23 protein-coding genes and 1 riboswitch are annotated in these 20781 nt (G+C 63.6%); of the genes, 6 read left to right on the top strand and 17 right to left on the bottom strand.

Annotation, left to right across the window (positions count from 1 at the left end):
• The 9 genes from cobC to cobO all read right to left on the bottom strand — a co-directional run bounded on the left by cobC (nucleotide 1) and on the right by cobO (nucleotide 8126).
• Complete coding sequence (gene cobC, locus ACTJKT_RS05560) at nucleotides 1-576, bottom strand: alpha-ribazole phosphatase family protein (protein ID WP_440786442.1); 576 nt, start codon at nucleotides 574-576, stop codon at nucleotides 1-3.
• Entirely contained in the window at nucleotides 573-1628 is a 1056-nt protein-coding gene (gene cobT / locus ACTJKT_RS05555) for a nicotinate-nucleotide--dimethylbenzimidazole phosphoribosyltransferase (protein ID WP_440786441.1), read from the bottom strand. Before cobT ends, cobC begins: the two co-directional genes overlap by 4 nt.
• Entirely contained in the window at nucleotides 1625-2146 is a 522-nt protein-coding gene (gene cobU, locus ACTJKT_RS05550) for a bifunctional adenosylcobinamide kinase/adenosylcobinamide-phosphate guanylyltransferase (protein ID WP_053280432.1), read from the bottom strand. The genes cobT and cobU overlap by 4 nt, the downstream gene beginning before the upstream one ends.
• A 61-nt stretch (nucleotides 2147-2207) precedes the next feature.
• Nucleotides 2208-3659: a cobyric acid synthase gene (locus tag ACTJKT_RS05545; protein ID WP_440786440.1), complete on the bottom strand. Its 1452-nt coding sequence runs from the start codon at nucleotides 3657-3659 to the stop codon at nucleotides 2208-2210.
• Nucleotides 3656-4648 carry a threonine-phosphate decarboxylase CobD gene (cobD, locus tag ACTJKT_RS05540; RefSeq protein WP_440786439.1) on the bottom strand — a complete coding sequence of 331 codons (993 nt, stop codon included), beginning with the start codon at nucleotides 4646-4648 and terminating at the stop codon, nucleotides 3656-3658. The genes ACTJKT_RS05545 and cobD overlap by 4 nt, the downstream gene beginning before the upstream one ends.
• Nucleotides 4641-5549, bottom strand: coding sequence for an adenosylcobinamide-phosphate synthase CbiB (cbiB, locus tag ACTJKT_RS05535; protein ID WP_007927792.1), 909 nt, complete (start codon nucleotides 5547-5549; stop codon nucleotides 4641-4643). Before cbiB ends, cobD begins: the two co-directional genes overlap by 8 nt.
• Nucleotides 5546-6196, bottom strand: a complete 651-nt coding sequence (bluB, locus tag ACTJKT_RS05530) for a 5,6-dimethylbenzimidazole synthase (RefSeq protein WP_097304666.1) — start codon at nucleotides 6194-6196, stop codon at nucleotides 5546-5548. Before bluB ends, cbiB begins: the two co-directional genes overlap by 4 nt.
• Nucleotides 6193-7518 (bottom strand): cobyrinate a,c-diamide synthase, encoded by a 1326-nt coding sequence (locus tag ACTJKT_RS05525; protein ID WP_440786438.1) that lies wholly within the window; start codon nucleotides 7516-7518, stop codon nucleotides 6193-6195. Before ACTJKT_RS05525 ends, bluB begins: the two co-directional genes overlap by 4 nt.
• Nucleotides 7515-8126: a cob(I)yrinic acid a,c-diamide adenosyltransferase gene (gene cobO / locus ACTJKT_RS05520; RefSeq protein ID WP_025805652.1), complete on the bottom strand. Its 612-nt coding sequence runs from the start codon at nucleotides 8124-8126 to the stop codon at nucleotides 7515-7517. Before cobO ends, ACTJKT_RS05525 begins: the two co-directional genes overlap by 4 nt.
• 80 nt (nucleotides 8127-8206) lie before the next feature.
• Nucleotides 8207-8442, bottom strand: a riboswitch (cobalamin riboswitch).
• A 170-nt stretch (nucleotides 8443-8612) separates the two neighbouring features.
• Between cobO and ACTJKT_RS05515 the strand changes: the two genes are divergently transcribed.
• Together ACTJKT_RS05515 and ACTJKT_RS05510 are read left to right on the top strand one after the other, a co-directional pair.
• Nucleotides 8613-9194, top strand: a complete 582-nt coding sequence (locus tag ACTJKT_RS05515; RefSeq protein ID WP_440786437.1) for a hypothetical protein — start codon at nucleotides 8613-8615, stop codon at nucleotides 9192-9194.
• Nucleotides 9195-9266: 72 nt separating this feature from the next.
• A complete protein-coding gene (locus ACTJKT_RS05510) occupies nucleotides 9267-10586 on the top strand; it encodes a PQQ-dependent sugar dehydrogenase (protein ID WP_440786436.1) in 1320 nt (439 codons plus the stop codon).
• 2 nt (nucleotides 10587-10588) lie between these two features.
• Here the strand turns inward: ACTJKT_RS05510 and ACTJKT_RS05505 are convergent, their stop codons facing one another.
• The 6 genes from ACTJKT_RS05505 to ACTJKT_RS05480 form a co-directional block, all read right to left on the bottom strand.
• Complete coding sequence (locus ACTJKT_RS05505) at nucleotides 10589-11251, bottom strand: O-methyltransferase (protein ID WP_440786435.1); 663 nt, start codon at nucleotides 11249-11251, stop codon at nucleotides 10589-10591.
• A gap of 28 nt (nucleotides 11252-11279) precedes the next feature.
• Nucleotides 11280-11813, bottom strand: a complete 534-nt coding sequence (locus ACTJKT_RS05500) for a C40 family peptidase (RefSeq protein WP_007927778.1) — start codon at nucleotides 11811-11813, stop codon at nucleotides 11280-11282.
• A 165-nt stretch (nucleotides 11814-11978) separates the two neighbouring features.
• Nucleotides 11979-12602, bottom strand: coding sequence for a C40 family peptidase (locus ACTJKT_RS05495; protein WP_440786434.1), 624 nt, complete (start codon nucleotides 12600-12602; stop codon nucleotides 11979-11981).
• 213 nt (nucleotides 12603-12815) lie between these two features.
• Nucleotides 12816-13520, bottom strand: coding sequence for a DnaA regulatory inactivator Hda (gene hda / locus ACTJKT_RS05490; RefSeq protein ID WP_007898944.1), 705 nt, complete (start codon nucleotides 13518-13520; stop codon nucleotides 12816-12818).
• A 228-nt stretch (nucleotides 13521-13748) separates the two neighbouring features.
• Nucleotides 13749-14822: an AI-2E family transporter gene (locus ACTJKT_RS05485; RefSeq protein WP_097304671.1), complete on the bottom strand. Its 1074-nt coding sequence runs from the start codon at nucleotides 14820-14822 to the stop codon at nucleotides 13749-13751.
• Between the two features lie 36 nt (nucleotides 14823-14858).
• On the bottom strand, nucleotides 14859-15896 hold the full coding sequence (locus ACTJKT_RS05480; RefSeq protein WP_440786433.1) for a DUF2066 domain-containing protein: 1038 nt from the start codon (nucleotides 15894-15896) through the stop codon (nucleotides 14859-14861).
• Between the two features lie 386 nt (nucleotides 15897-16282).
• Between ACTJKT_RS05480 and purM the strand changes: the two genes are divergently transcribed.
• The 4 genes from purM (at nucleotide 16283) to ACTJKT_RS05460 (ending at nucleotide 19243) form a co-directional block, all read left to right on the top strand.
• Complete coding sequence (gene purM, locus ACTJKT_RS05475) at nucleotides 16283-17341, top strand: phosphoribosylformylglycinamidine cyclo-ligase (RefSeq protein ID WP_038634283.1); 1059 nt, start codon at nucleotides 16283-16285, stop codon at nucleotides 17339-17341.
• 11 nt (nucleotides 17342-17352) lie between these two features.
• Nucleotides 17353-18003 (top strand): phosphoribosylglycinamide formyltransferase, encoded by a 651-nt coding sequence (gene purN / locus ACTJKT_RS05470; protein WP_440786589.1) that lies wholly within the window; start codon nucleotides 17353-17355, stop codon nucleotides 18001-18003.
• An 8-nt stretch (nucleotides 18004-18011) separates the two neighbouring features.
• Nucleotides 18012-18725, top strand: coding sequence for a DUF3108 domain-containing protein (locus ACTJKT_RS05465; protein WP_097304672.1), 714 nt, complete (start codon nucleotides 18012-18014; stop codon nucleotides 18723-18725).
• Nucleotides 18726-19054: 329 nt separating this feature from the next.
• Nucleotides 19055-19243: a hypothetical protein gene (locus tag ACTJKT_RS05460; RefSeq protein WP_025805664.1), complete on the top strand. Its 189-nt coding sequence runs from the start codon at nucleotides 19055-19057 to the stop codon at nucleotides 19241-19243.
• Between the two features lie 94 nt (nucleotides 19244-19337).
• Here the strand turns inward: ACTJKT_RS05460 and ACTJKT_RS05455 are convergent, their stop codons facing one another.
• Nucleotides 19338-19877: a DUF2058 domain-containing protein gene (locus ACTJKT_RS05455; protein WP_007927770.1), complete on the bottom strand. Its 540-nt coding sequence runs from the start codon at nucleotides 19875-19877 to the stop codon at nucleotides 19338-19340.
• 27 nt (nucleotides 19878-19904) lie between these two features.
• Nucleotides 19905-20738, bottom strand: a complete 834-nt coding sequence (gene mazG, locus ACTJKT_RS05450) for a nucleoside triphosphate pyrophosphohydrolase (RefSeq protein ID WP_009050273.1) — start codon at nucleotides 20736-20738, stop codon at nucleotides 19905-19907.
• Between the last annotated feature and the right edge of the window lie 43 nt (nucleotides 20739-20781).

The raw sequence follows: 20781 nt of genomic DNA, 5'->3' as shown, positions 1-20781 counted from the left end.
TCAGGCTCCTTCGCTCAACACCAGGCCCGCCTCGACAGTCAGGGCGAACAAGGCACCGTGAGCGACCTCGACATTCAGCAACTGCTCTCGCGGCAAACCCCGGGCCCGGGCCAGCAGCAGCCGCATCACCCCGCCATGGCTGACCAGCAGCACCCGCTCGCCGGCATAACGCTGGTGCAGACGCTCGACCGCCCCCAGCACCCGCGCGGAAAACGCCAGCACCGGCTCGCCCTGCGGCGGGGTAAAGGCATAAGGATCGGCCCAGAACCGCCCCAGCGCCTCGGCATCGGTCGCCATCAGCGCCGCCGCGCTCTGCCCTTCCCAGGCGCCGAAATGCAGCTCCTGCAGATCCGGTTCCAGAGTCACCGGCAGCGCCAGGCGCAAGCCCAGTTCCTCGGCGAAACGCGCACAGCGTTGCAAGGGCGAGCTCACCAGCCGATCCCAGGGCCCCTGGCCGGCGACGGCGGCGCGCATCTGCTGCCATCCGGCATCGGTCAGGGCATCGTCGAGGCTGCCGCGCAGGCCACCACCAAGCTCGGTTTCGCCATGGCGCAGCAGGTCCAGGCGCAAAGTCATGCCGGGCGATCCGCCACGGCCGCTTCAGCGAAGGTCGCCATCTGCCCGTGCAGGTCGCAGGCCAGGCGCAGCAGGGGCACCGCCAGCGCCGCGCCACTGCCCTCGCCCAGGCGCAAACCGAGGTCCAGCAAGGGCTCGGCCTCGAGGGTTTGCAGGATATGCCGATGCCCCGGCTCGGCCCCACGATGGCCGAACAGCAACCACTGGCGGCACTCGGGGTTCAGCCGCACTGCTACCAGTGCCGCCACGCTGCAAATGAAGCCGTCGACCAGCACCGCCACGCCTTCCTGGGCACAGGCCAGGTACGCCCCCACCAGGGCAGCGATTTCAAAACCGCCGAGGTTGAACAAGGTCTGCAAGGCATCGCCACGCTGGGCGGCATGCAGGCTCAAGGCTCGCTCGATCACCCGCGCCTTGTGGCTGACACCCGCCGCATCCAGGCCGGTGCCGGGCCCCGCCAGATGCGTCACCGGAATGTCCAGCAAGGCGCAGGCCACGGCGCTGGCCGCAGTGGTGTTGCCGATGCCCATCTCGCCACCGATAAACAGCTCGCTGCCCTGCTCGACGGCCCGCAGCACAGTGTCACGTCCAGCCTGCAGGGCTTGCTCGCCCTGGGCCTGGGTCATGGCCGGCCCCTCGACGAAGTTGCGGGTGCCCGGCCCCAGGTTCAAATGACGCACGCCAGGCAGGTTCAACCCGGGCGTCACCGTGCCGAGGTCGACCACTTCCAGGCGTGCCCGCAGCTGCCGCGCCAACACGCTGATGGCCGCACCGCCAGTGACGAAGTTGTGCAGCATCTGCCCGGTGACTTCCTGCGGATAGGCCGAAACGCCCTCGGCCACCACCCCGTGGTCACCGGCGAAAATCGCGATCCACAGTTGCTCCAGGCCAGGCTTGACCCGCCCCTGCAAGCCGGCCAGCTGTACCGCTACCCGCTCCAGTTGCCCCAGCGAACCCGCGGGCTTGGTCAATTGCTGCTGACGCAACCGCGCCGCCTCCAGGGCTTGAGTGTCGAGCGCCTTGCACGGCCGCAGCCACCAGAAGTCATTCATAACGCAGTTCCTTTCAGAGTCAGGGGCAGGCCGGCCACCGTCAGCACTACCCGCTGACAACGCTCGGCCAGGGCTTGATGCAACCAACCGGCTTCATCGACATAACGGCGAGTCAATTCGCCCAGCGGCACGACACCCATTCCGGTCTCGTTGCTGACAAAAATGATTTCGCCCGGCAGCGACGCCAGGCACTGCAACAGGGCTTCGCGCTCACTGGCGAGCCGTTCGGCATCCTCCAGCAGCAACAGGTTGGTCAGCCACAAGGTCAGGCAATCCACCAGCAGGCAGCGCTCGGCGCTCGCCGCTTCGCGCAGCACCCGCGCCAGTTCCAGCGGCTCCTCGATCAAGGCCCATTCGGCCGGACGCCGTTCGCGGTGATGGGCAATGCGCTGGTTCATTTCGCCGTCCAGCGCCTGGCTGGTGGCGATATAGGTCACGGCCAGGCCGCTCTCGCCGGCGAGCTTTTCAGCCAGGCGACTCTTGCCGGAGCGGGCGCCGCCGAGGATCAGTTGCAACATGCTTGGAAACCCTTGAATTGAGGTACAGCCACAGCGGCGCCGCAATGCTGGCGCCGACGCTCTAAAGCCCGCAAAGCTGGCGCAGGCGCTCAGTGTCCAGGTGCTGTTCCACCAGGTCGGCCAGGCGCTCGATGTCGCGCTCGCGCAGGGCGTGGTAATCGACCGCCTGCACCTCGCGCAAACCCGCCCAGCGCAGCAACGCACTGCAGGCCGCCGGCGCTTCGAACAAGCCATGCAGGTAGGTACTGAGAATCTGCCCATCGTCGCTGCGCGCGCCGTCGCAACGACCATCGTCCAGGGTCACGGCCGGCAGTTCCAGCGCAGCCCCCGTCGTGACCCCGGCATGGATCTCATAACCGCTGACCTCGGCCTTTTCCAGCGCCAGGTGTCCACGCACGTTGCGCAGTTGCTTCTCTTGTTCCAGTACTGTCTCGAACGCCAGCAACCCCAAACCCGCGCTGGAGCCTGGCGCGCCTTCCAGCCCCAGGGGATCGTGCAACTGCTCGCCGAGCATCTGCAAACCGCCGCAAATGCCCAGCAACTTGCCGCCATAACGCAGGTGCCGGGCGATGGCCGTGTCCCAGCCCTGGGCGCGCAGATACGCCAGGTCGCTGCGCACGCTTTTCGAGCCGGGCAGGATGATCAGGTCGGCCGGCGGAATCGCCTGGCCCGGACCGATGAATTGCAGGTCCACCTGGGGGTGCAGGCGCAGCGGGTCGAAGTCGGTGTGATTGCTGATACGCGGCAACACCGGCACCAGCACTTTCAGCACCTGCTCGGCCTTGTCGGCTTGACGCTGATCAATACCGTCTTCGGCTTCCAGATGCAGGTCCAGTACGTAGGGCAGCACGCCGATCACCGGTTTGCCGGTACGCGCTTCGAGCCAGTCCAGGCCCGGTTGCAACAGGGCGATATCGCCGCGAAAACGGTTGATGATGAAACCTTTGACCCGCGCCTGTTCGCTCGGCGACAACAGCTCCAGGGTGCCCACCAGATGGGCGAAAACCCCGCCACGATTGATGTCGGCGATCAGCAGCACCGGGCAGTCCACCGCTTCGGCAAAGCCCATGTTGGCGATGTCGCCGGCCCGCAGGTTGATCTCCGCCGGCGAGCCCGCGCCCTCCACCATCACCACCGGATAGGCCGCGCTCAGGCGTTGGTGAGAGGCCAGCACCGCCTGCATGGCGATGGCCTTGTAGTCGTGATAGGCCACGGCGTTCATGGTGGTCACCGCACGACCGTGAATGATCACCTGGGCCCCGGTGTCGCTGTTGGGCTTGAGCAGCACCGGGTTCATGTCGGTGTGCGGCTCCAGGTGCGCGGCCTGAGCCTGCACCGCCTGGGCGCGGCCGATCTCGCCGCCGTCGGCGGTCACCGCGCTGTTGAGGGCCATGTTCTGCGGCTTGAAGGGCACGACGCTGACACCCTGGCGCGTCAGCCAGCGGCAGAGGGCCGTCACCAGGGTGCTTTTACCGGCATCGGAGGTGGTGCCCTGCACCATCAGGGTGGTCATGGATGTTCCTTGGCGTAGGTGACAAAGGCCTGTTCGAGACGCGACCAGTCGGCCTCGTCGGCCGGCAGGCCGAAGCGCAGGCTGCTGTTGTGGGTGAACAGCCGCAGCAGGATGCCGCGACGGGCCATGAACTCATGCAACAACTCGGCGCGATCGGTGATCAGCCACTGGAACAGCGCACAGCCTCCCAGGGGTTTCAGGCCGTGGCGCTCGAGCAGTTGCGCCAGGCGCAGGCTCGCCGCTTCGCTGCGCAGCCGTTGCCGCCCATGGCCTTCGCTGTCGCGCAGGCATACTTGGCCCAGCACCCGGGTCGGTCCGCTGACGGCCCAGGGGCCGACCTGTTCGGCCAGCAGCTTGAGCAGCTTGCGCTCAGCCAGGACGAAACCCAGGCGCACACCGGCCAGGCCGAAAAACTTGCCGAAGGAGCGCAGGACAATCAACCCCACCTGATCGGCCTGGGCCGCCAGACTCAGGTGCGGGGTGTTGTCCATGAAGGCTTCGTCGACCACCAGCCAGCCACCGCGCTGCGCCAGGCGCGCGTGCCAGTCCAGCAGGCGCTCCGGGGTCAGGCTCAGGCCCGTGGGGTTGTTCGGGTTGACCACCACCAGCACGTCCAGGCTGTCGAGGAAAAAGTCCACTTCCTGCTCCAGCACTTCACGCACGATGTAGCCGCTGCGGCGCCAGGCTTCGGCGTGTTCGGCATAACAGGGCGACAGCACGCCGACCTTGCCGGCGCGACGCAAACGCGGGAGCAACTGGATCGCCGCCTGGGAACCGGGCACCGGCAACACATGGGCGGCGCCGTAGTAGTCGCGGGCGGCCTGCTCCAGGCCGTCGTCAGTTTCCGGCAGGCGCGCCCAAGCGCGTATGCCTATCTCGGGAATCGGCCAGGGCCAGGGCGCCAGGCCGCTGGACAGGTCCAGCCAGTCGGCCTCGGCGATGCCGTATTGCTCGGCCGCCTTGCGCAGGCGGCCACCGTGCTCAAGCATAGAACTCAGCTCCCACGCAGAGAATCAGCAGCCATAACCAGACCCCGCGCTGTACCAGTTGCCAGCCGCGATCGATGGACGAAGCATCGGCCGCCACGCCCTCGCCCAGCTGCGGGCGCTGGTGCAGCTCGCCGTGATAGATCGCTGCGCCGCCCAACTCGACACCCAGGGCCCCGGCCCCGGCCGCCATCACCGGCCCGGCATTCGGGCTATCCCAGGTCGGTCCCTGGCGGCGCCAGCATTTCAGCGCCAGGCGGGTCTTGCCCAGCAGTGCGTAAGTCAGGGCCACCAGACGGGCCGGAATATAGTTGAGCAGGTCGTCGATCTTCGCCGCCGCCCAGCCGAAACGCTCGAAACGTTCATTACGATAGCCCCACATCGCATCCAGGGTATTGCTCAGACGATAGAGCACCACGCCCGGCGCGCCGGCCACGGCAAACCAGAACAAGGCGGCGAACACCGCGTCGCTGCCGTTCTCCAGCACCGATTCGGTGGCGGCGCGGGCGACTTCGGTGGCATCCAGTTCGCTGGTCTGGCGACTGACCAGATAGCCGACCCGCTGCCGCGCCTGATCCAGGTCGTCGCTGCGCAAGGCCTGGGCCACCGGCTCGACATGCTCGCCGAGGCTGCGCAGGCCGAGGGCGCAGTACAGCGCCAGGATCTCGAACAGCCAGCCGATATAGGGCAGCCAGGAAAACAGCGTCGCCAGCAGGGTCAGCGGCAGCACCGCGATGACCCAGGCAGTGACGCCATGACTGCGCCAGCCGCGACCGCCGGAGTTGAAACGTTGCTCGATGCGATCGGCAAAACGGCCGAACGCCACCAGCGGATGCCAGCGTTTGGGTTCGCCCAGCAACGCGTCCAGCGCTACCCCGGCGACACTCAGCAACGCCACACTCATTGACTCACTCCCCAGTAGTTTTCATACAGCAATTCACTCAGCGGACGCTCCCGCGCCCAGCCTTCGAGCACCAGCATCGGCGCCGGGTAAAACTCGCCCACCGGCCCCAGGCACAGCACCGCCAGCGGCTTGGCCCCGGCCGGCAGGCCAAGCAGCTCGGCCAGGGCAGCGGGCTCGAACAGCGACACCCAGCCCATGCCCAGTCCTTCGGCCCGGGCCGCCAGCCACAGGTTCTGAATCGCGCAGGAAAGCGAAGCCAGATCCATTTCCGGCAAGGTGCGCCGGCCAAAGATATGCCGCTCACGGTCGTCCATCAGCGCCGCCACCAGGACCTCGGCGCAGTCGTTGATGCCTTCGACCTTGAGCTTCATGAACTCGTCGGAGCGTTCGCCCAGGGCCTCGGCGGTGCGTACCCGCTCCTCTTCCACCAGTTGCTGGATCTGCCCGCGCAACGGCCGGTCGCTGATACGGATGAAACGCCAGGGCTGCATCAGGCCGACGCTGGGCGCCTGGTGCGCCGCCTCCAGCAGGCGACGCAAGACCTGCGGCTCGACCCTGCCACCGACGAAGTGGCGCATGTCGCGACGCTCGGCGATCGCGCGATAGACCGCATCGCGTTCGGCCGCGGAAAAGGCGTTGTCGCTCATGGGCACCGCGCGAGCAGGCTCGCTCCTGCCGGCGCCAGCAGGGCCGCCACCGCTTCGGGGTTGGACGGGAAATAGAAATGCACATAAGAGGCGGTCATCCGCCCTTCGCGGTAAACCGCTTCCGCGCCGCGCCCGCCATTCGGGCTCAGGCCGCGGGCGATCGGCGCAAGCTCGGTGCTGGTCAGCGAATGGTGGTAGGTATGGCCGCGCAGCGAGCCTTCCGGCAACTCCACTGCCTGCAAGGCCAGGGCCGCCAGGCGCTTTTGCATCACCGCATCGCCGGGCAACAGGCCCAGCAGTTCGGCGCGTTCGCCGTCGACGTCGGTCAGGGAGTCCAGCAGATACAACATGCCGCCGCACTCGGCGAGCAAGGGTTTGCCGGCAGCGTGATGCGCGCGGATCGCCCTGAGCATCGAGCCGTTCGCCGCCAGCGCCCGGTGATGCAACTCCGGGTAACCGCCCGGCAGATACAGGCTGTCCGCCTCGGGCAGTGCCGCGTCATGGATCGGCGAGAAAAAGCTCAGCTCGGCGCCCATGGCCCGCAGCAGATCCAGGCTCGCGCCATAGGTAAAGGCAAAGGCTTCGTCGCGGGCCACGGCAATGCGCACCCTGGCCAACAGCGGTTCGATAGCAACCGCCTGGGGAGCGGCAAACGCCACGGCGGGCGGCAAGGCCACTTCGCAGCTGTCGGCCAGGGCCGCCGCCGCGGCGTCGAGACGCAGATCCAGATCGTTGAGTTCGCTGGCCTGCACCAGCCCCAGATGGCGGCTGGGCAGTTCGATGCCGGTTTCCCGGGACAACGCGCCATACCAGCGCAGGCCCTCGGTCAGGCTGCCTTCGAGCAACTGCGCATGGCGCAGGGTGCCGACGCGGTTGGCCAGCACCCCGGCGAACGGCAGGTCCGGCTGATAACGCGCCAGCCCCAACGCCAGGGCACCGAAAGTCTGGGCCATGGCCGTGCCATCGATCACCGCGAGCACCGGCACGCCGAAATGCCGCGCCAGGTCGGCGCTGGACGGCGTGCCGTCGAACAGCCCCATCACGCCTTCGATCAGGATCAGGTCCGCCTCGCCGGCGGCCTCCCACAACAGGCGGCGGCTTTCCTGCTCGCCGACCATCCACATGTCCAGCTGATACACCGGCGCACCGCTGGCGCGCTCGAGGATCATCGGGTCGAGAAAGTCCGGGCCACACTTGAACACGCGCACCTTGCGTCCCTGGTTGCGATGCAGGCGGGCAAGCGCGGCGGTCACGGTGGTCTTGCCCTGACCGGAAGCCGGCGCGGCAATCAGTACCGCCGGGCAATGACGGGCATCACTCACAGTTCGACGCCTTTTTGCGCTTTGATCCCGGCCTGGAAGGCATGCTTGACCATGCCCATTTCGGTGACGGTGTCGGCCAGTTCGATCATCTCCGGCTTGGCGCCACGCCCGGTGACCACCACATGTTGCATCGGCGGACGCGCCTGCAGGTCGCTGAGCACCTGGTCCAGGTCCAGATAGCCGTGCTTGAGGGCGATGTTCAATTCGTCGAGCACCACCAGGCCGATGTTCGGATCGCTCAGCAGTTCGCGGGAAACCGCCCAGGCCGCTTCGGCAGCGGCGATGTCGCGCTGGCGATCCTGGGTTTCCCAGGTGAAACCTTCGCCCATGACATGGAAACGCACCTGCTCCGGGAAGCGCCGGAAAAACAACTCCTCGCCAGTGCTGTTGCGACCCTTGATGAACTGCACCACGCCGCATTGCATGCCGTGGCCCATGGCGCGGGCGAGCATGCCGAAGGCCGAGCTGCTTTTGCCTTTGCCGTTGCCGGTCAGCACCAGCAGCAAGCCGCACTCGTTCGGCGAGTTGGCGATGCGTTCATCGATCACGGCTTTTTTGCGCAACATGCGCGCCAGATGGCGTTCGTCACGATCAGGGGATTCAGTCATGGGGCAGCTCTCCGTTGGGGCTGGATAACGGGGGGCAGGAATAGGAATAGACGGCGCAAGCCTGGCATCGCCCACCGTGATGCCGTTGGATGGATCAGGCCGGTCTCCGGGCTTGTGAGTGGCTTGGACGCCCAACTGCGCGCCTTCCCATGTCGACAATCGACACAGTGGCCTCAGGCGCAGTCTTGACTCACTTACCGTTGCGGGGGCAGCGCCGGAATTGTCGTGCGTGCGCCTTCGGCACGCGTACTCACCGGCTTCCCTGTTTCACTCTGTCGACCTGCGGCCACAGAGCACCTGAAACAAGTCGCGAAGGTTAGAGGGTTGGGGGTGGAGCGTCAATTAAAGCCGGGGGCCGACAGATCGACGAACTGCTGCATATCGGAAATATGACGCCAATCTTGTGCCACACTCAGTGCAGCGATATCAAATAGCCATAATCCCGTTAAAAAACTCCAATATCTCAACAATAATAGGAAAAGTCCGATGAAAGGCATGATCGTCAGCAATCCGAAACTGGAATTCCTGCGCCCTGCCCTGGAACGCTGGTTTGATTGCATCGACCGCTACAACGCCGTGCGCGGTGATAACGAAAGCCCTTACTGGTTCGACGAACAAGCCAACCTGGGATTGCTCTCGGCGGCGGCCTGGATGGCCGAGATGGTCACCCTGGAACACACCCCGAGCAAAAAACAGGTCGAGGACGGCGACCGCAGCGGCCGCACCGACCTCTACATCGCCACGCAAGAGGAACGCGTCTATATCCAGACCACCCAGCGCTGGCCCCGGGTCAACAGCCTGCACCTGACCCAACCGTTGCTGGATGCCGCCAGCGACGCGAAAAAAGCCAGCTACCCCAGCGACCTGAAACTCGGCTGCCTGTTCGTCACGCCACAGAAAACCCAGCACAGCGCCACCCCGGAAGAACTGCAGGACATGGTCGACGACCTGCAAAAGGAACATTGCTGTGCCGTGGCCTGGTACTTCCCCTACGCGTACCGCAAATTGCGCAACGAAGCCGGCAACTATCACCCCGGCGTTGCCGTGCTGTTCAAGGAAGCGCGCTGAACGGGTTGAACCATCGCCCGTCTGTGCTTCTCTATGACTACACCGACGTCGTGCATTCATAGGGAAATCAGCATGCTCAAGCCTCGATACGCAATCCTTATTACCCTCGCCGCAGGCCTTGCCGCCTGTGGCGAAAGCTCCACCCTCCAGGTCTCCGACGGCACCGGCCCCTCGCCGAAACTGCCCGAACCGAACAAAACCCTGTTCCCAACCGTGAACATCGCGCCCGCGATCGGCTGGCCGCAAGGCGCCAAACCGGTGGCCGCCGCCGGCACCCAGGTGGCCGCATTCGCCGAAGGCCTGGACCATCCGCGCTGGCTGTACGTGCTGCCCAACGGCGACGTCCTGGTGGCGGAGACCAACGCCCCGCCCACGCCCGATGACGGCAAGGGTTTGCGCGGCTGGATCGCGGGCAAGCTCATGAGCCGCGCCGGCGCCGGCGTGCCCAGCCCGAACCGCATCACCCTGCTGCGGGACAAGGATCACGACGGCGTGGCGGAAACCCGCACGGTGTTCCTGGAAAACCTCAACTCGCCGTTCGGCATGACCCTGGTGGGCAATGACCTGTACGTCGCCGACACCGATCGCCTGGTGCGTTTCCCCTACAAGGACGGCGACACCAAGATCAGCGCCCAGCCGGCCAAGGTGGTCGACCTGCCTGGCGGCAAGCTGAACCACCACTGGACCAAAAACGTGATTGCCAGCAAGGACGGCAGCAAGCTGTACGTCACGGTCGGTTCCAACAGCAACGTCGGCGAAAACGGCATGGACCAGGAGGAAGGTCGCGCCGCCATCTGGGAAGTCGACCGCGCCACCGGCAAGCAACGGATTTTCGCCTCCGGCCTGCGCAACCCCAACGGCATGGCCTGGGAGCCGCAAAGTGGCAAGCTATGGACCGCGGTCAACGAGCGCGACGAGATCGGCAGCGACCTGGTGCCGGACTACATCACCTCGGTCAAGGACGGCGCCTTCTATGGCTGGCCATACAGTTACTACGGCCAGCATGTGGACGTGCGAGTCACTCCACAGAACCCGGACCTGGTGGCCAAGGCCATCGCCCCGGATTATGCCGTCGGCCCGCATACCGCCTCCCTGGGCCTGGCATTCGCCGAAGGCAGCAAGCTGCCGACGCCGTTCACCCAAGGCGTGTTCATCGGCCAGCATGGCTCGTGGAACCGCAAGCCCCACAGCGGCTACAAAGTGATCTTCGTGCCCTTCGCCAACGGCAAGCCGGTGGGCCAACCGGTGGATGTACTGACCGGTTTCCTCAATGCCGATGAAAAAGCCATGGGCCGCCCGGTCGGCGTGGTGATCGACAAGCAAGGGGATCTGCTGGTGGCCGATGATGTCGGCAACAAGGTCTGGCGCGTGTCAGCAGCCAAGGCGCAATAGGTTCAGCGCTTGCGGCACAGGGTCAAGCCATCCCCCAGGGGCAGCAGCGACAGGTCGACACGCGGGTCATCCTTCAAGGCACGATTGAGTGCCTGGATGGCCCGGGTGTCTTCGCTCTGGGGATTCTCCTCCAGCACCCGACCGCTCCACAGCGTGTTATCGAACACCGCCAGCCCACCCACGCGCAGCAAGCGCAGGGCACTTTCCAGATAAGCCGGATAATTGGCCTTGTCGGCGTCGATGAAGACCAGGTCGAAACCAGCCTCGCCCTCCTCCCACTCGATCCTGGCCAAGGTCTCCAGGGCCGGCGCCAGACGCAACTCGATCCGCCCGGCGACACCCGCTTCCTGCCAGTAGCGGCGCGCGGTGGCGTTGTAATCGCCCGGGATGTCACAGCAGATCAACTGGCCATCCTCCGGCAAAGCCGCGGCCATGGACAAGGCGCTGTAGCCGGTGAAAGTCCCCACCTCCAGCACACGCCGGGCGCCGATCAGTTTGATCAGCAAGGCGAGGAACTGCCCCTGCTCGGGCGCCACCTGCCAGCGCGCCATGGGCAGCGCCTGGGTTTCGTCACGCAGACGGCGCAGCAGCGGCGTTTCGCGCAGGGAAACGTCGAGCAGGTAGTGATAGAGGGCGTCGTCGAGGTTGAGGGTACGAGCGGTCATGGCCACCTCGACGCAAAGAAAGAAGAACCTAAGGGTTGTGCGCCAGATGCTCTGGCTGCAGCACGCGCTTGGCGCTCAGGTAGGCTTTTTGCCAATAGGCCTTGGACAGGCTGTCCAGCTTTACCGTGCCGCCGGTGGCCGGCGCATGGACGAAGCGGCCTTCGCCGACATAGATACCCGCGTGGCTGACCTGAGAACCACCATTGGTGGCAAAAAATATCAGGTCGCCGGTCTGCAAGGCGTTCTTGCCGACATTCGGTGCACGCATGCCGATCATTTCGCGGGTCGAACGTGGCAGCGAGATACCGGCGGCATCGCGATAGACGTAGCCGATCAGGCCACTGCAATCGAAACCGGAGTCCGGCGTGTTGCCGCCCCAGCGATAAGGCGTGCCCACCAGGCCTAACGCACGAAACAGCACGTCTTCGGCAGCTGGCGAGAAGGTCTGGGGAGTATTGAAAACCGGAGCACGGACCACAGGCGCGGGTGGCGGGGTACGGCTGGCACACGCGCTGAGCAGCGCGGCGAGAACGATCAATGCGAGGCGGGCCGACGTCGACATATGCAGAACAATCCTGATCTGGATGCGGCTTTCTCTGCCGTGAGGCCGAAAACAAAACCGCGTAAGCAGGGCTTACGCGGTTAGTTTTCAACAATAGATCAGGATTCTAGCGTCTACGCGCCAAACTTCAAGTAAGACTTTAACTTCACCTTACAAAAAGTCCGCTTACTTGCGTGCAGTGATCACGGTCGGGGCCATGGCGAGGGCGCGCTTGGCTTCGATGAAGGTCTTGCTCCAGTAGCTGTCGCCCAGGCTGTCCACCCGCACACCACCGCTGCGGCGGCTGCTGGAGTGGATGAACTGGTCATCGCCCAGGTAGATGCCAGCGTGGCTTACGCGACCGCGGCGGCCATTGGTGGCGAAGAACAACAGATCGCCCGGCTGCAGCTTGTTACGCGCAACCAGCGGAGCGTCAACGTTGATCATTTCACGGGTGGAGCGCGGCAGATTCATGCCGGCTTCCTCACGGAACAGGTAGCCGATGAAACCGCTGCAATCGAAACCGGCTTCGGAGGTACCGCCGAAACGGTAACGGGTACCGATCAGGGACATGCCACGTTCGAGGATACTGTCAGCCAGCACTGGCAGCTGGTAAGGCTTGCTGTCAGCGAACTCGGCGAGTTCTTTTTCGGTTGCCAGCTCTTCCTGGAAAATAGCGGAAGACTGGGCTTTTGAAGAGTTTTGAACCTGTTGTTGCTGCTCTTGTTGGCTCACCGGAGAGTGGGTGGCGCAACCAAACAACAGGGTGACGAGTGCAAGAGGCACGAGGGGTGCGAAGCGCTTCAGCATGGGCACGACCGTGGCTTAAAGTTATAAAGAAGTCGCGACTATGCCCTCTATCGCTCTAATTTGCAAATTCAATCGATTGAAATGTGACTTATCGGTTTCGACTCAACATCTAAGGCCTTAAGCCCATTTTAAACGCACGCGTCTCTGGAACCGCTTCCGGATGCGGGTTTTCTGGCGCCTGAAATATGCCAAAAAGCCACTACCGCCCGCGGTTTACCAGCCCAGGGTTTCTTTGAGGAAGGGAATGGTGAGCTTGCGCTGAGCCTGCAAGGACGCCTGATCGAGGCGCTCCAGCAGCTCGAACAAGGCGCTCATGCTGCGGGTCCCGCGCGTCAGAATAAAGTGCCCGACTTCGTCGGTCAGGTGCAGCCCGCGACGCGAAGCGCGCAATTGCAATGCACGCAATTTGTCTTCGTCGGAGAGCGGGCGCATCTGGAAGATCAGTGCCAGGGTCAGGCGGGATTTGAGGTCCGCCAGCTTCACCGGCAGCTCCCGGGGAGAGGTCGAGGCCGCGATCAACAGGCGCCGGCCGCTGTCACGCAGACGGTTGAACAAATGGAACAGCGCCTCTTCCCAGTCAGCCTTGCCCGCCACCGCTTGCAAGTCGTCCAGGCAGACCAGTTCGTACTGTTCCAGGTTGTCGAGGATTTCGATGCCGCGATCCAGCAATTCCGCCAGGGGCAGATAGACCGCCGGCTCCCCCAACTGCTCGAACCGCAGGCAGGCCGCCTGCAGCAAGTGCGTACGCCCTACCCCATCCTTGCCCCAGAGGTAGATCAGGCTTTCGGTCCAGCCGGCGTCGGCTTCGCAAAGCCGCTCGACATAGCCGAGTGCAGCGGCATTGGCGCCTGGGTAGTAGTTGATGAAGGTGGCGTCATCACGCAGACGCACACCTAGGGGCAGCTGAATCGGTTTCATGCTGACTGAACAGTTCCAAACGAACCGTTAGTGGCCTCTGTGTAAAGTTTGCAAAGTTTATACCCGTGACGCCGGGCGCACAATGCAGCAGACCACAAGCAAAATCAAAGGTTTGCGTCAGCCTGATGAAATCACGGGGGTTTCTTTGACGGTGGATGTGACAGCTGTAAAGCCCCTCGGGGCCACCCGCCCGAAACACGGGCAGCCCGAAAGCATCAACAGTGGGCATTACCGCTCGGACTCCTCTGCGCCGCTATAGATGTCCGAATCCTTGTACAAGTCGTGCACATGGCGCACCAGCACCATGATCACCGCCGCCACCGGCAAGGCCAGCAGGATGCCGGTGAAACCGAACAACTCGCCCCCGGCGAGAATTGCGAAGATCACCGCCACCGGGTGCAGGCCGATCCGGTCGCCCACCAGCAAGGGGGTCAGTACCATGCCCTCCAGGGCCTGGCCAACCATGAACACCGCCACGATGCCGATCATCGGGTACAGGTCACCGCCGAACTGGAACAACCCGGCAATCAGCGCCGCGCCAATGCCGATGACAAACCCCATGTACGGCACTATGGCCGCCAGGCCGGCAATCAAGCCGATCAACAGGCCCAGCTCGAGCCCGACCAGCATCAGGCCGGCGGCATAGATCATTCCCAGGGCGACCATTACCAGCAGTTGGCCACGGACGAACGCCCCCAGTACCTCATGGCATTCCCCGGCCAGCGCCACCGCCCGCTCCTCACGATCACGGGGCAACAGGCTGCGGATCTTCGCCATCATCAGGTCCCAGTCGCGCAGCAGGTAAAAGCTGACCACCGGAATCAGCACCAGGTTGGCCAGCCAGCCGATCAGCGCCAGGCTGGAGGCCGTTGCCTGGCTCAGGACCACGCCGACGATATCGGTGGTCTGCCCCATGTGCTCGCTGATCGCCGCCTTGACCTTGTCGAACTTCCAGAAACCGTCGGACAAGCCCAACTTGGACTGCGCCCAGGGCATCGCCGTGTGCTGCAGCCAGTCGAGCATCTGCGGCGCCAGTTCGTACAGGCGCAGCAGTTGCTTGGCGAGCATGGGCACCAGCACCAGCAGCAACGCCATGACGATCAGGGTGAACAGGGCAAACACCGCCACCACGCCCCAGGTGCGCGACAAGCCGAGCTTTTCCAGGCGATCCACCAGCGGATCGAACAGATAGGCCAGCAGCAAGGCCACCAGGAACGGCGTCAGGATCGGATGCAACAGGTACACGAACCCACAGAGCAGGACCAACCCACCCAACCAGACCCATCGACGCGTATCAGCCATGAACCACTCCATTGCTTCTATATAAAGAAAGAAAACCTACCAGCGAAAACGCAGTTGCGCGGCCGGTGCAGGTGTCGGCGCAGGTGCCGCGCCTTCGACAGTCGGCTGGACAGGCGCAGCGCCCGCCGGGACTTCCTGCAACCGAGCCAGGCTCAGCTGCGCGCGCAATTGCTCGGCGCTGCCGCTGACCCGGTACACCGAGCGATCGCCATCGACGCTCTGCAAACGCCCGCCGAAGGGTTCGAGCAGACGCCCCAACGCCGCATAACGCTCCAGGTTCATGCCCTGCACTTCCAGCAACTGCTCGCTGGATGCCCCCGGCTTGACCACGAAACGCGGCGCCAGGCGCTGGCTGACCGCCAACAGCACGGCATCGGCCAAGGCCGGCACATCAGCTCCCTGGACGCTGCCCTGCTCCTTCTGGTCACCCAGCCACAGGCGCCATTTGGCCTGCCACTGACCGCCCTCTTCACTGGCATGCACCGCCAGCAGCGCATCCGCACCATAACGCTCCGACGCGGCACGCAATGGCGCCGGATCGGAACCTTCGAGATTCGGCGCCGTGGCGACAATCTGCTCATTCAGGTCAGCCAGCGGCAAACGCAGCGGCAAACCGCGGTGCAGGGCCGCGCGACGCAACGGCGTAGCGCTGGCCTGGCCATCCCCCACCAGGCTGGAACCTTCGCTGGAGTCGGTCAGCCACCAGCCGAGAATCGATGGGCGATTACTGCCCCACAGCGACAGGCCAGCCTGGCGCAACGCCCGATCGGTACTGGACGGATCGAAGTCGACCTGCAGGCTCTCGGGAGGACCGGCGTCGTAGCCGTACTGGCTGATGATCTGCTGCGGGTCCTTGCGGATCGCCGCCAGCCCGGGGTTCTGCAGGGCCTTGCTATCGCCGGTCAGGCGCAATACCAGGGTTTCCAGGGCCCGCTGGGTGGCCTGATCGCGCTCGCCAGGAGCCTGGCTGCTGACCGGCTCGCGGACCTGATACAGGTTATTGAGGGTTTCGGCATGACTCGCCAGGCTGACCAATGACAAACAGCCCATAAAAAGAAATTTGTACAAACGCATGGAGGATTCCCGACGACAAAAGGCGGCTGGAACAGACCGCATGAACAGGACTGGCCCAGGCTGTGACCACAAAGCCCAGGCAAACATTCACCCGATCGGTGGAAGTTTTCGTGCTGTCATAACGACAGCGGATACAAGGCTATACCTTATACAGCCCTGAGCGACGCGATCGACACACGCAATTGCGGTTTTTTTTAAGCGGATATGCCCTGCCCGTCGGCCCGAGGATGGCCGCTACACCTCAAGCCTGATAAAATCGCGCGCCTTCGCAGACCGGCAACAGCCGGGGTCGCTGAAATGATCGCGCGGCATTGCCGCCGCGACTGTTTCAATGGCCTCCCTGGACTCGGTCGATACCCCCTGAATCCCCCCTAAAGGCCTGGATCATGAGCAAGCAACCCTCCCTGAGCTACAAAGACGCCGGTGTAGACATCGACGCCGGTGAAGCATTGGTCGAACGCATCAAGAGCGTCGCCAAGCGCACTGCGCGCCCGGAAGTCATGGGCGGCCTGGGCGGTTTTGGCGCCCTCTGCGAAATCCCGGCCGGCTACAAGCAGCCAGTGCTGGTGTCCGGTACCGACGGCGTGGGCACCAAGCTGCGCCTGGCACTGAACCTGAACAAGCACGACAGCATCGGCCAGGACCTGGTCGCCATGTGCGTCAACGACCTGGTGGTCTGCGGTGCCGAACCGCTGTTCTTCCTCGACTACTACGCCACCGGCAAACTCAACGTCGACGTCGCCGCCACCGTGGTCACCGGCATCGGTGCCGGCTGCGAACTGGCTGGCTGCTCCCTGGTTGGCGGTGAAACCGCTGAAATGCCAGGCATGTACGAAGGCGAAGACTACGACCTGGCCGGTTTCTGCGTCGGCGTGGTGGAAAAAGCCGAAATCATCGACGGCTCCAAGGTGGCCACCGGCGACGCCCTGCTCGCCCTGCCGTCTTCCGGCCCGCACTCCAACGGCTACTCGCTGATCCGCAAGATCATCGAAGTCTCCGGTGCCGACATCGAAACCGTCCAGCTCGACGGCAAGCCGCTGACCGAACTGCTGATGGCCCCGACCCGCATCTACGTCAAGCCACTGCTCAAGCTGATCAAGGACACTGGCGCAGTCAAGGCCATGGCCCACATCACCGGCGGCGGCCTGCTGGACAACATCCCGCGCGTTCTGCCAAAAGGCGCCCAGGCCGTGGTCGACGTGGCCAGCTGGCAGCGTCCGGCGGTATTCGACTGGCTGCAGGAGAAGGGCAACGTCGAAGAACACGAAATGCACCGCGTGCTGAACTGCGGCGTGGGCATGGTGATCTGCGTGGCTCAGGAGCATGTTGAAACGGCCCTGAACGTCCTGCGCGAAGCCGGCGAACAACCTTGGGTCATTGGTCAGATCGCTAGCGCCGCCGAAGGCGCTGCCCAGGTCGAGCTGAAAAACCTCAAGGCACATTGATGCAAGAGCCGATGCCCGCCACCTGTGATGTAGTGGTGCTGTTGTCCGGTACCGGCAGCAACTTGCAGGCCCTGATCGATAGCACCCAGGCCGGCGACAGCCCGGTACGCATCCGCGCGGTGATTTCCAACCGCGCCGATGCCTACGGCCTGCAACGCGCCCAGGACGCGGGTATCGATACCCGCTCCCTCGATCACAAGACATTCGAAGGCCGCGAGGCCTTCGATGCCGCGCTGATCGAACTGATCGACGCCTTCCAGCCCAAGCTCGTGGTGCTTGCCGGATTCATGCGCATTCTCAGCGCAGACTTCGTGCGGCACTATCAGGGTCGCCTGCTCAACATCCATCCTTCGCTGCTACCCAAATACAAAGGGTTACACACTCATCAGCGAGCGCTGGAGGCCGCAGACACTGAGCACGGCTGCAGCGTGCACTTTGTGACAGAGGAACTCGATGGCGGACCACTGGTCGTACAGGCAGTGATCCCGGTAGAGTTGCACGACTCGCCGCAAAGCCTGGCGCAGCGGGTCCACGTCCAGGAACACCGGATTTACCCGATGGCCGTACGCTGGTTTGCCGAAGGTCGACTCACACTCGGCGAACAGGGTGCTTTACTGGATGGTCAGTTACTGGCCGCCAGTGGCCACTTGATTCGTAATTAGGAGATTTTATGCGTCGCGCCCTGCTCTTCGCTTGTGCTCTGCTCGCCCTGCCCTTCGCGCAGGCTGCGGACCTTCAACCCTTCTCCGCCAGCTATACCGCCGACTGGAAACAGCTGCCGATGAGCGGTACTGCCGAACGCAGCCTGGAAAAGAAAGCCGACGGCACCTGGAAGCTCAGCTTCAAGGCCTCGATGATGATCGCCAGCCTGACTGAAGAAAGCACCCTGACGCTCGACAAGGACACCCTGCTGCCGCAGTCCTATCACTTCGAGCGTGGCGGCCTGGGCAAAGCCAAGAAGGCCGATCTGGACTTCGACTGGAACGCCAAGATGGTCACCGGCACCGATCGCGGCGATGCAGTCAAGATCCCGCTCAATCGCGGCATGGTCGACAAATCCACCTACCAGCTCGCCCTGCAGCACGATGTGGCCGCCGGCAAGAAAAGCATGAGCTATCAGGTCGTCGATGATGGCGAAGTCGATACCTACGACTTCCGTGTCCTGGGCTCGGAAAAAGTCGACACCAAGGCTGGCCAGATCGATGCAATCAAGGTCGAGCGCGTGCGCGACCCGACACAAAGCAAACGCATCACCGTCATGTGGTTCGCCAAGGACTGGGATTACCTGCTGGTCCGCCTGCAACAGGTCGAAACCGACGGCAAGGAGTACAACATCATGCTCCTGAACGGCACCGTCAACGGCAAGACCGTCAAAGGCAGCTAAGCCCCACGACCATAAAAAAGCCCCGCCGATGCGGGGCTTTTTTTCGCCTGGAGTTTCTAGTTAACCGCTCAAGCACAGCTCTCCTGGCGACCCTGCAGGCTCGCTCGCCGGGCAAAAAGGCCCAGCACGACCGCCGCCCAACATGAAACTTTTGTCATAAAACTCCGCCCCCTGCGACCGGATGTCACAGTTTCCGCGGCCTGCGGAACTGTTGCGAAATCTGCAAAAGATTGTTGCGTTTGAAAGCAATTTACTTAGCCAGCTAACAAAATATATAACAGAGTCCTGCACACGCCTTGCTGCAGATCAATAGAGATTGGAGCTAGCAGATGACTGTAAAAGTAACTGAACGCGACGATTCACACATGTCCCATGAAGGCGTAGCCGCAGGTGTACGGATCTGGGACGTGCATCAACAAGACATGCTGGTGGGAATGTTTCATTCCGAGAGCGATGCCCATAATTACAAGGCCGAACTGGAGAAGCTGGAGCAGAACCGCGCACCGCAAAGCTCCTGATCTCACACTGACTGCCGCGCCTGCCGCCACGCATCGGCAGGCGCTTCAGAAACAACAAACCCCGCTCATGGCGGGGTTTGTTGTTTCTGCGGGTTTACCACATCAGATCGTCAGGGATCTGGTAAGCCGCGTACGGATCGTCCTCGTCCGGCGCCTCGGTCGGCGTGTTGAGCTGAACGATGCGCCGCGGATCGCGCTCCTGGATCTTCAGCGCGGCTTCACGGGGGATGACTTCATAACCGCCGGCATGGTGCACGATGGCCAGCGAGCCACTGCTCAGCTTGTTGCGCATCAGGGTGTTCACCGACAGGCGCTTGACCTTCTTGTCGTCGACGAAGTTGTAGTAGTCCTCGGTGGTCAGCTTCGGCAGGCGCGACACTTCGATCAGTTGCTTGATCTGCGCGGCACGGGCCTTCTGCTCGGCCTTCTCCTGCTGCTGGCGGTTGAGTTCCTGGTCGCGCTTGACCTTCTCGGCCTGCGCTTCCTGGGCCAGGCGCGCCTGGGTATCGTCCGCCTCGACCTGGCCCTTATGGACCAGACGTTGCTGCTTCTGTTTCTCTTTGCTGACCTGCTTGGCCTGCTTTTGGTTGACCAGTCCTGCTTTGAGCAACTGGTCGCGAAGGGAAAGGCTCATTGGTGCTCACTCACTTAGGCAACAGCCTCAGCCACAGCTGGGCAAATTCTTTTCCTGACGTTTGGCTTCGCCCCACAAGGCGTCCAACTCTTCGAGGGTGCAATCTTCCATGGGTCGGCGGGTATCGCGCAATGCCTGCTCGATAAATCGGAAGCGCCGCTCGAACTTGGCATTGGCGCCACGCAGGGTGGTTTCCGGATCGACCTTCAGATGCCGGGCCAGGTTGACCACGGCGAACAGCAGGTCGCCCACCTCGTCGGCGATCGCCTGCGGGTCATTCTCGGACATGGCTTCGAGCACTTCATCGAGCTCTTCGCGGATCTTGTCCACCACCGGCAAGGCGTCCGGCCAATCAAAACCGACCTGGGCCGCGCGCTTTTGCAACTTGGCCGAACGGGACAGGGCCGGCAGCGCCGCGGGCACATCGTCGAGCAAGGACAACTGCAAAGGCTCTGCCGACTTCTCGGCGCGCTCCTCGGCCTTGATCTCTTCCCAGCGCTGCTTGACCTGCTCTTCATCCAGCCGCGGGGTATCCAGCGGCGCGTACAGGTCCCCGGTAGGGAACACATGGGGATGGCGACGGATCAGCTTGCGGGTGATGCTGTCGACCACGCCGTCGAACTCGAAACGCCCCTCCTCCCGCGCCAGCTGGCTGTAATACACCACCTGGAACAGCAGATCGCCCAGCTCGCCCTGCAAGTGCTCGAAATCGCCCCGCTCGATGGCATCGGCCACTTCGTAGGCTTCTTCCAGGGTGTGCGGGACGATGGTGGCGTAGCTCTGCTTGATATCCCAAGGGCAGCCGTACTGCGGGTCCCGCAGCCGCGCCATCAGGTGCAACAGGTCTTCAAGGCTGTACATCACACTCATTCTCTTTTGTAGGAGCGAGGCTTGCCCGCGATAG

This window comes from Pseudomonas sp. 22526, assembly GCF_052044735.1.
Lineage (GTDB): Bacteria > Pseudomonadota > Gammaproteobacteria > Pseudomonadales > Pseudomonadaceae > Aquipseudomonas > Aquipseudomonas piscium.
This window is presented reverse-complemented; position numbering and strand designations above follow the sequence as displayed.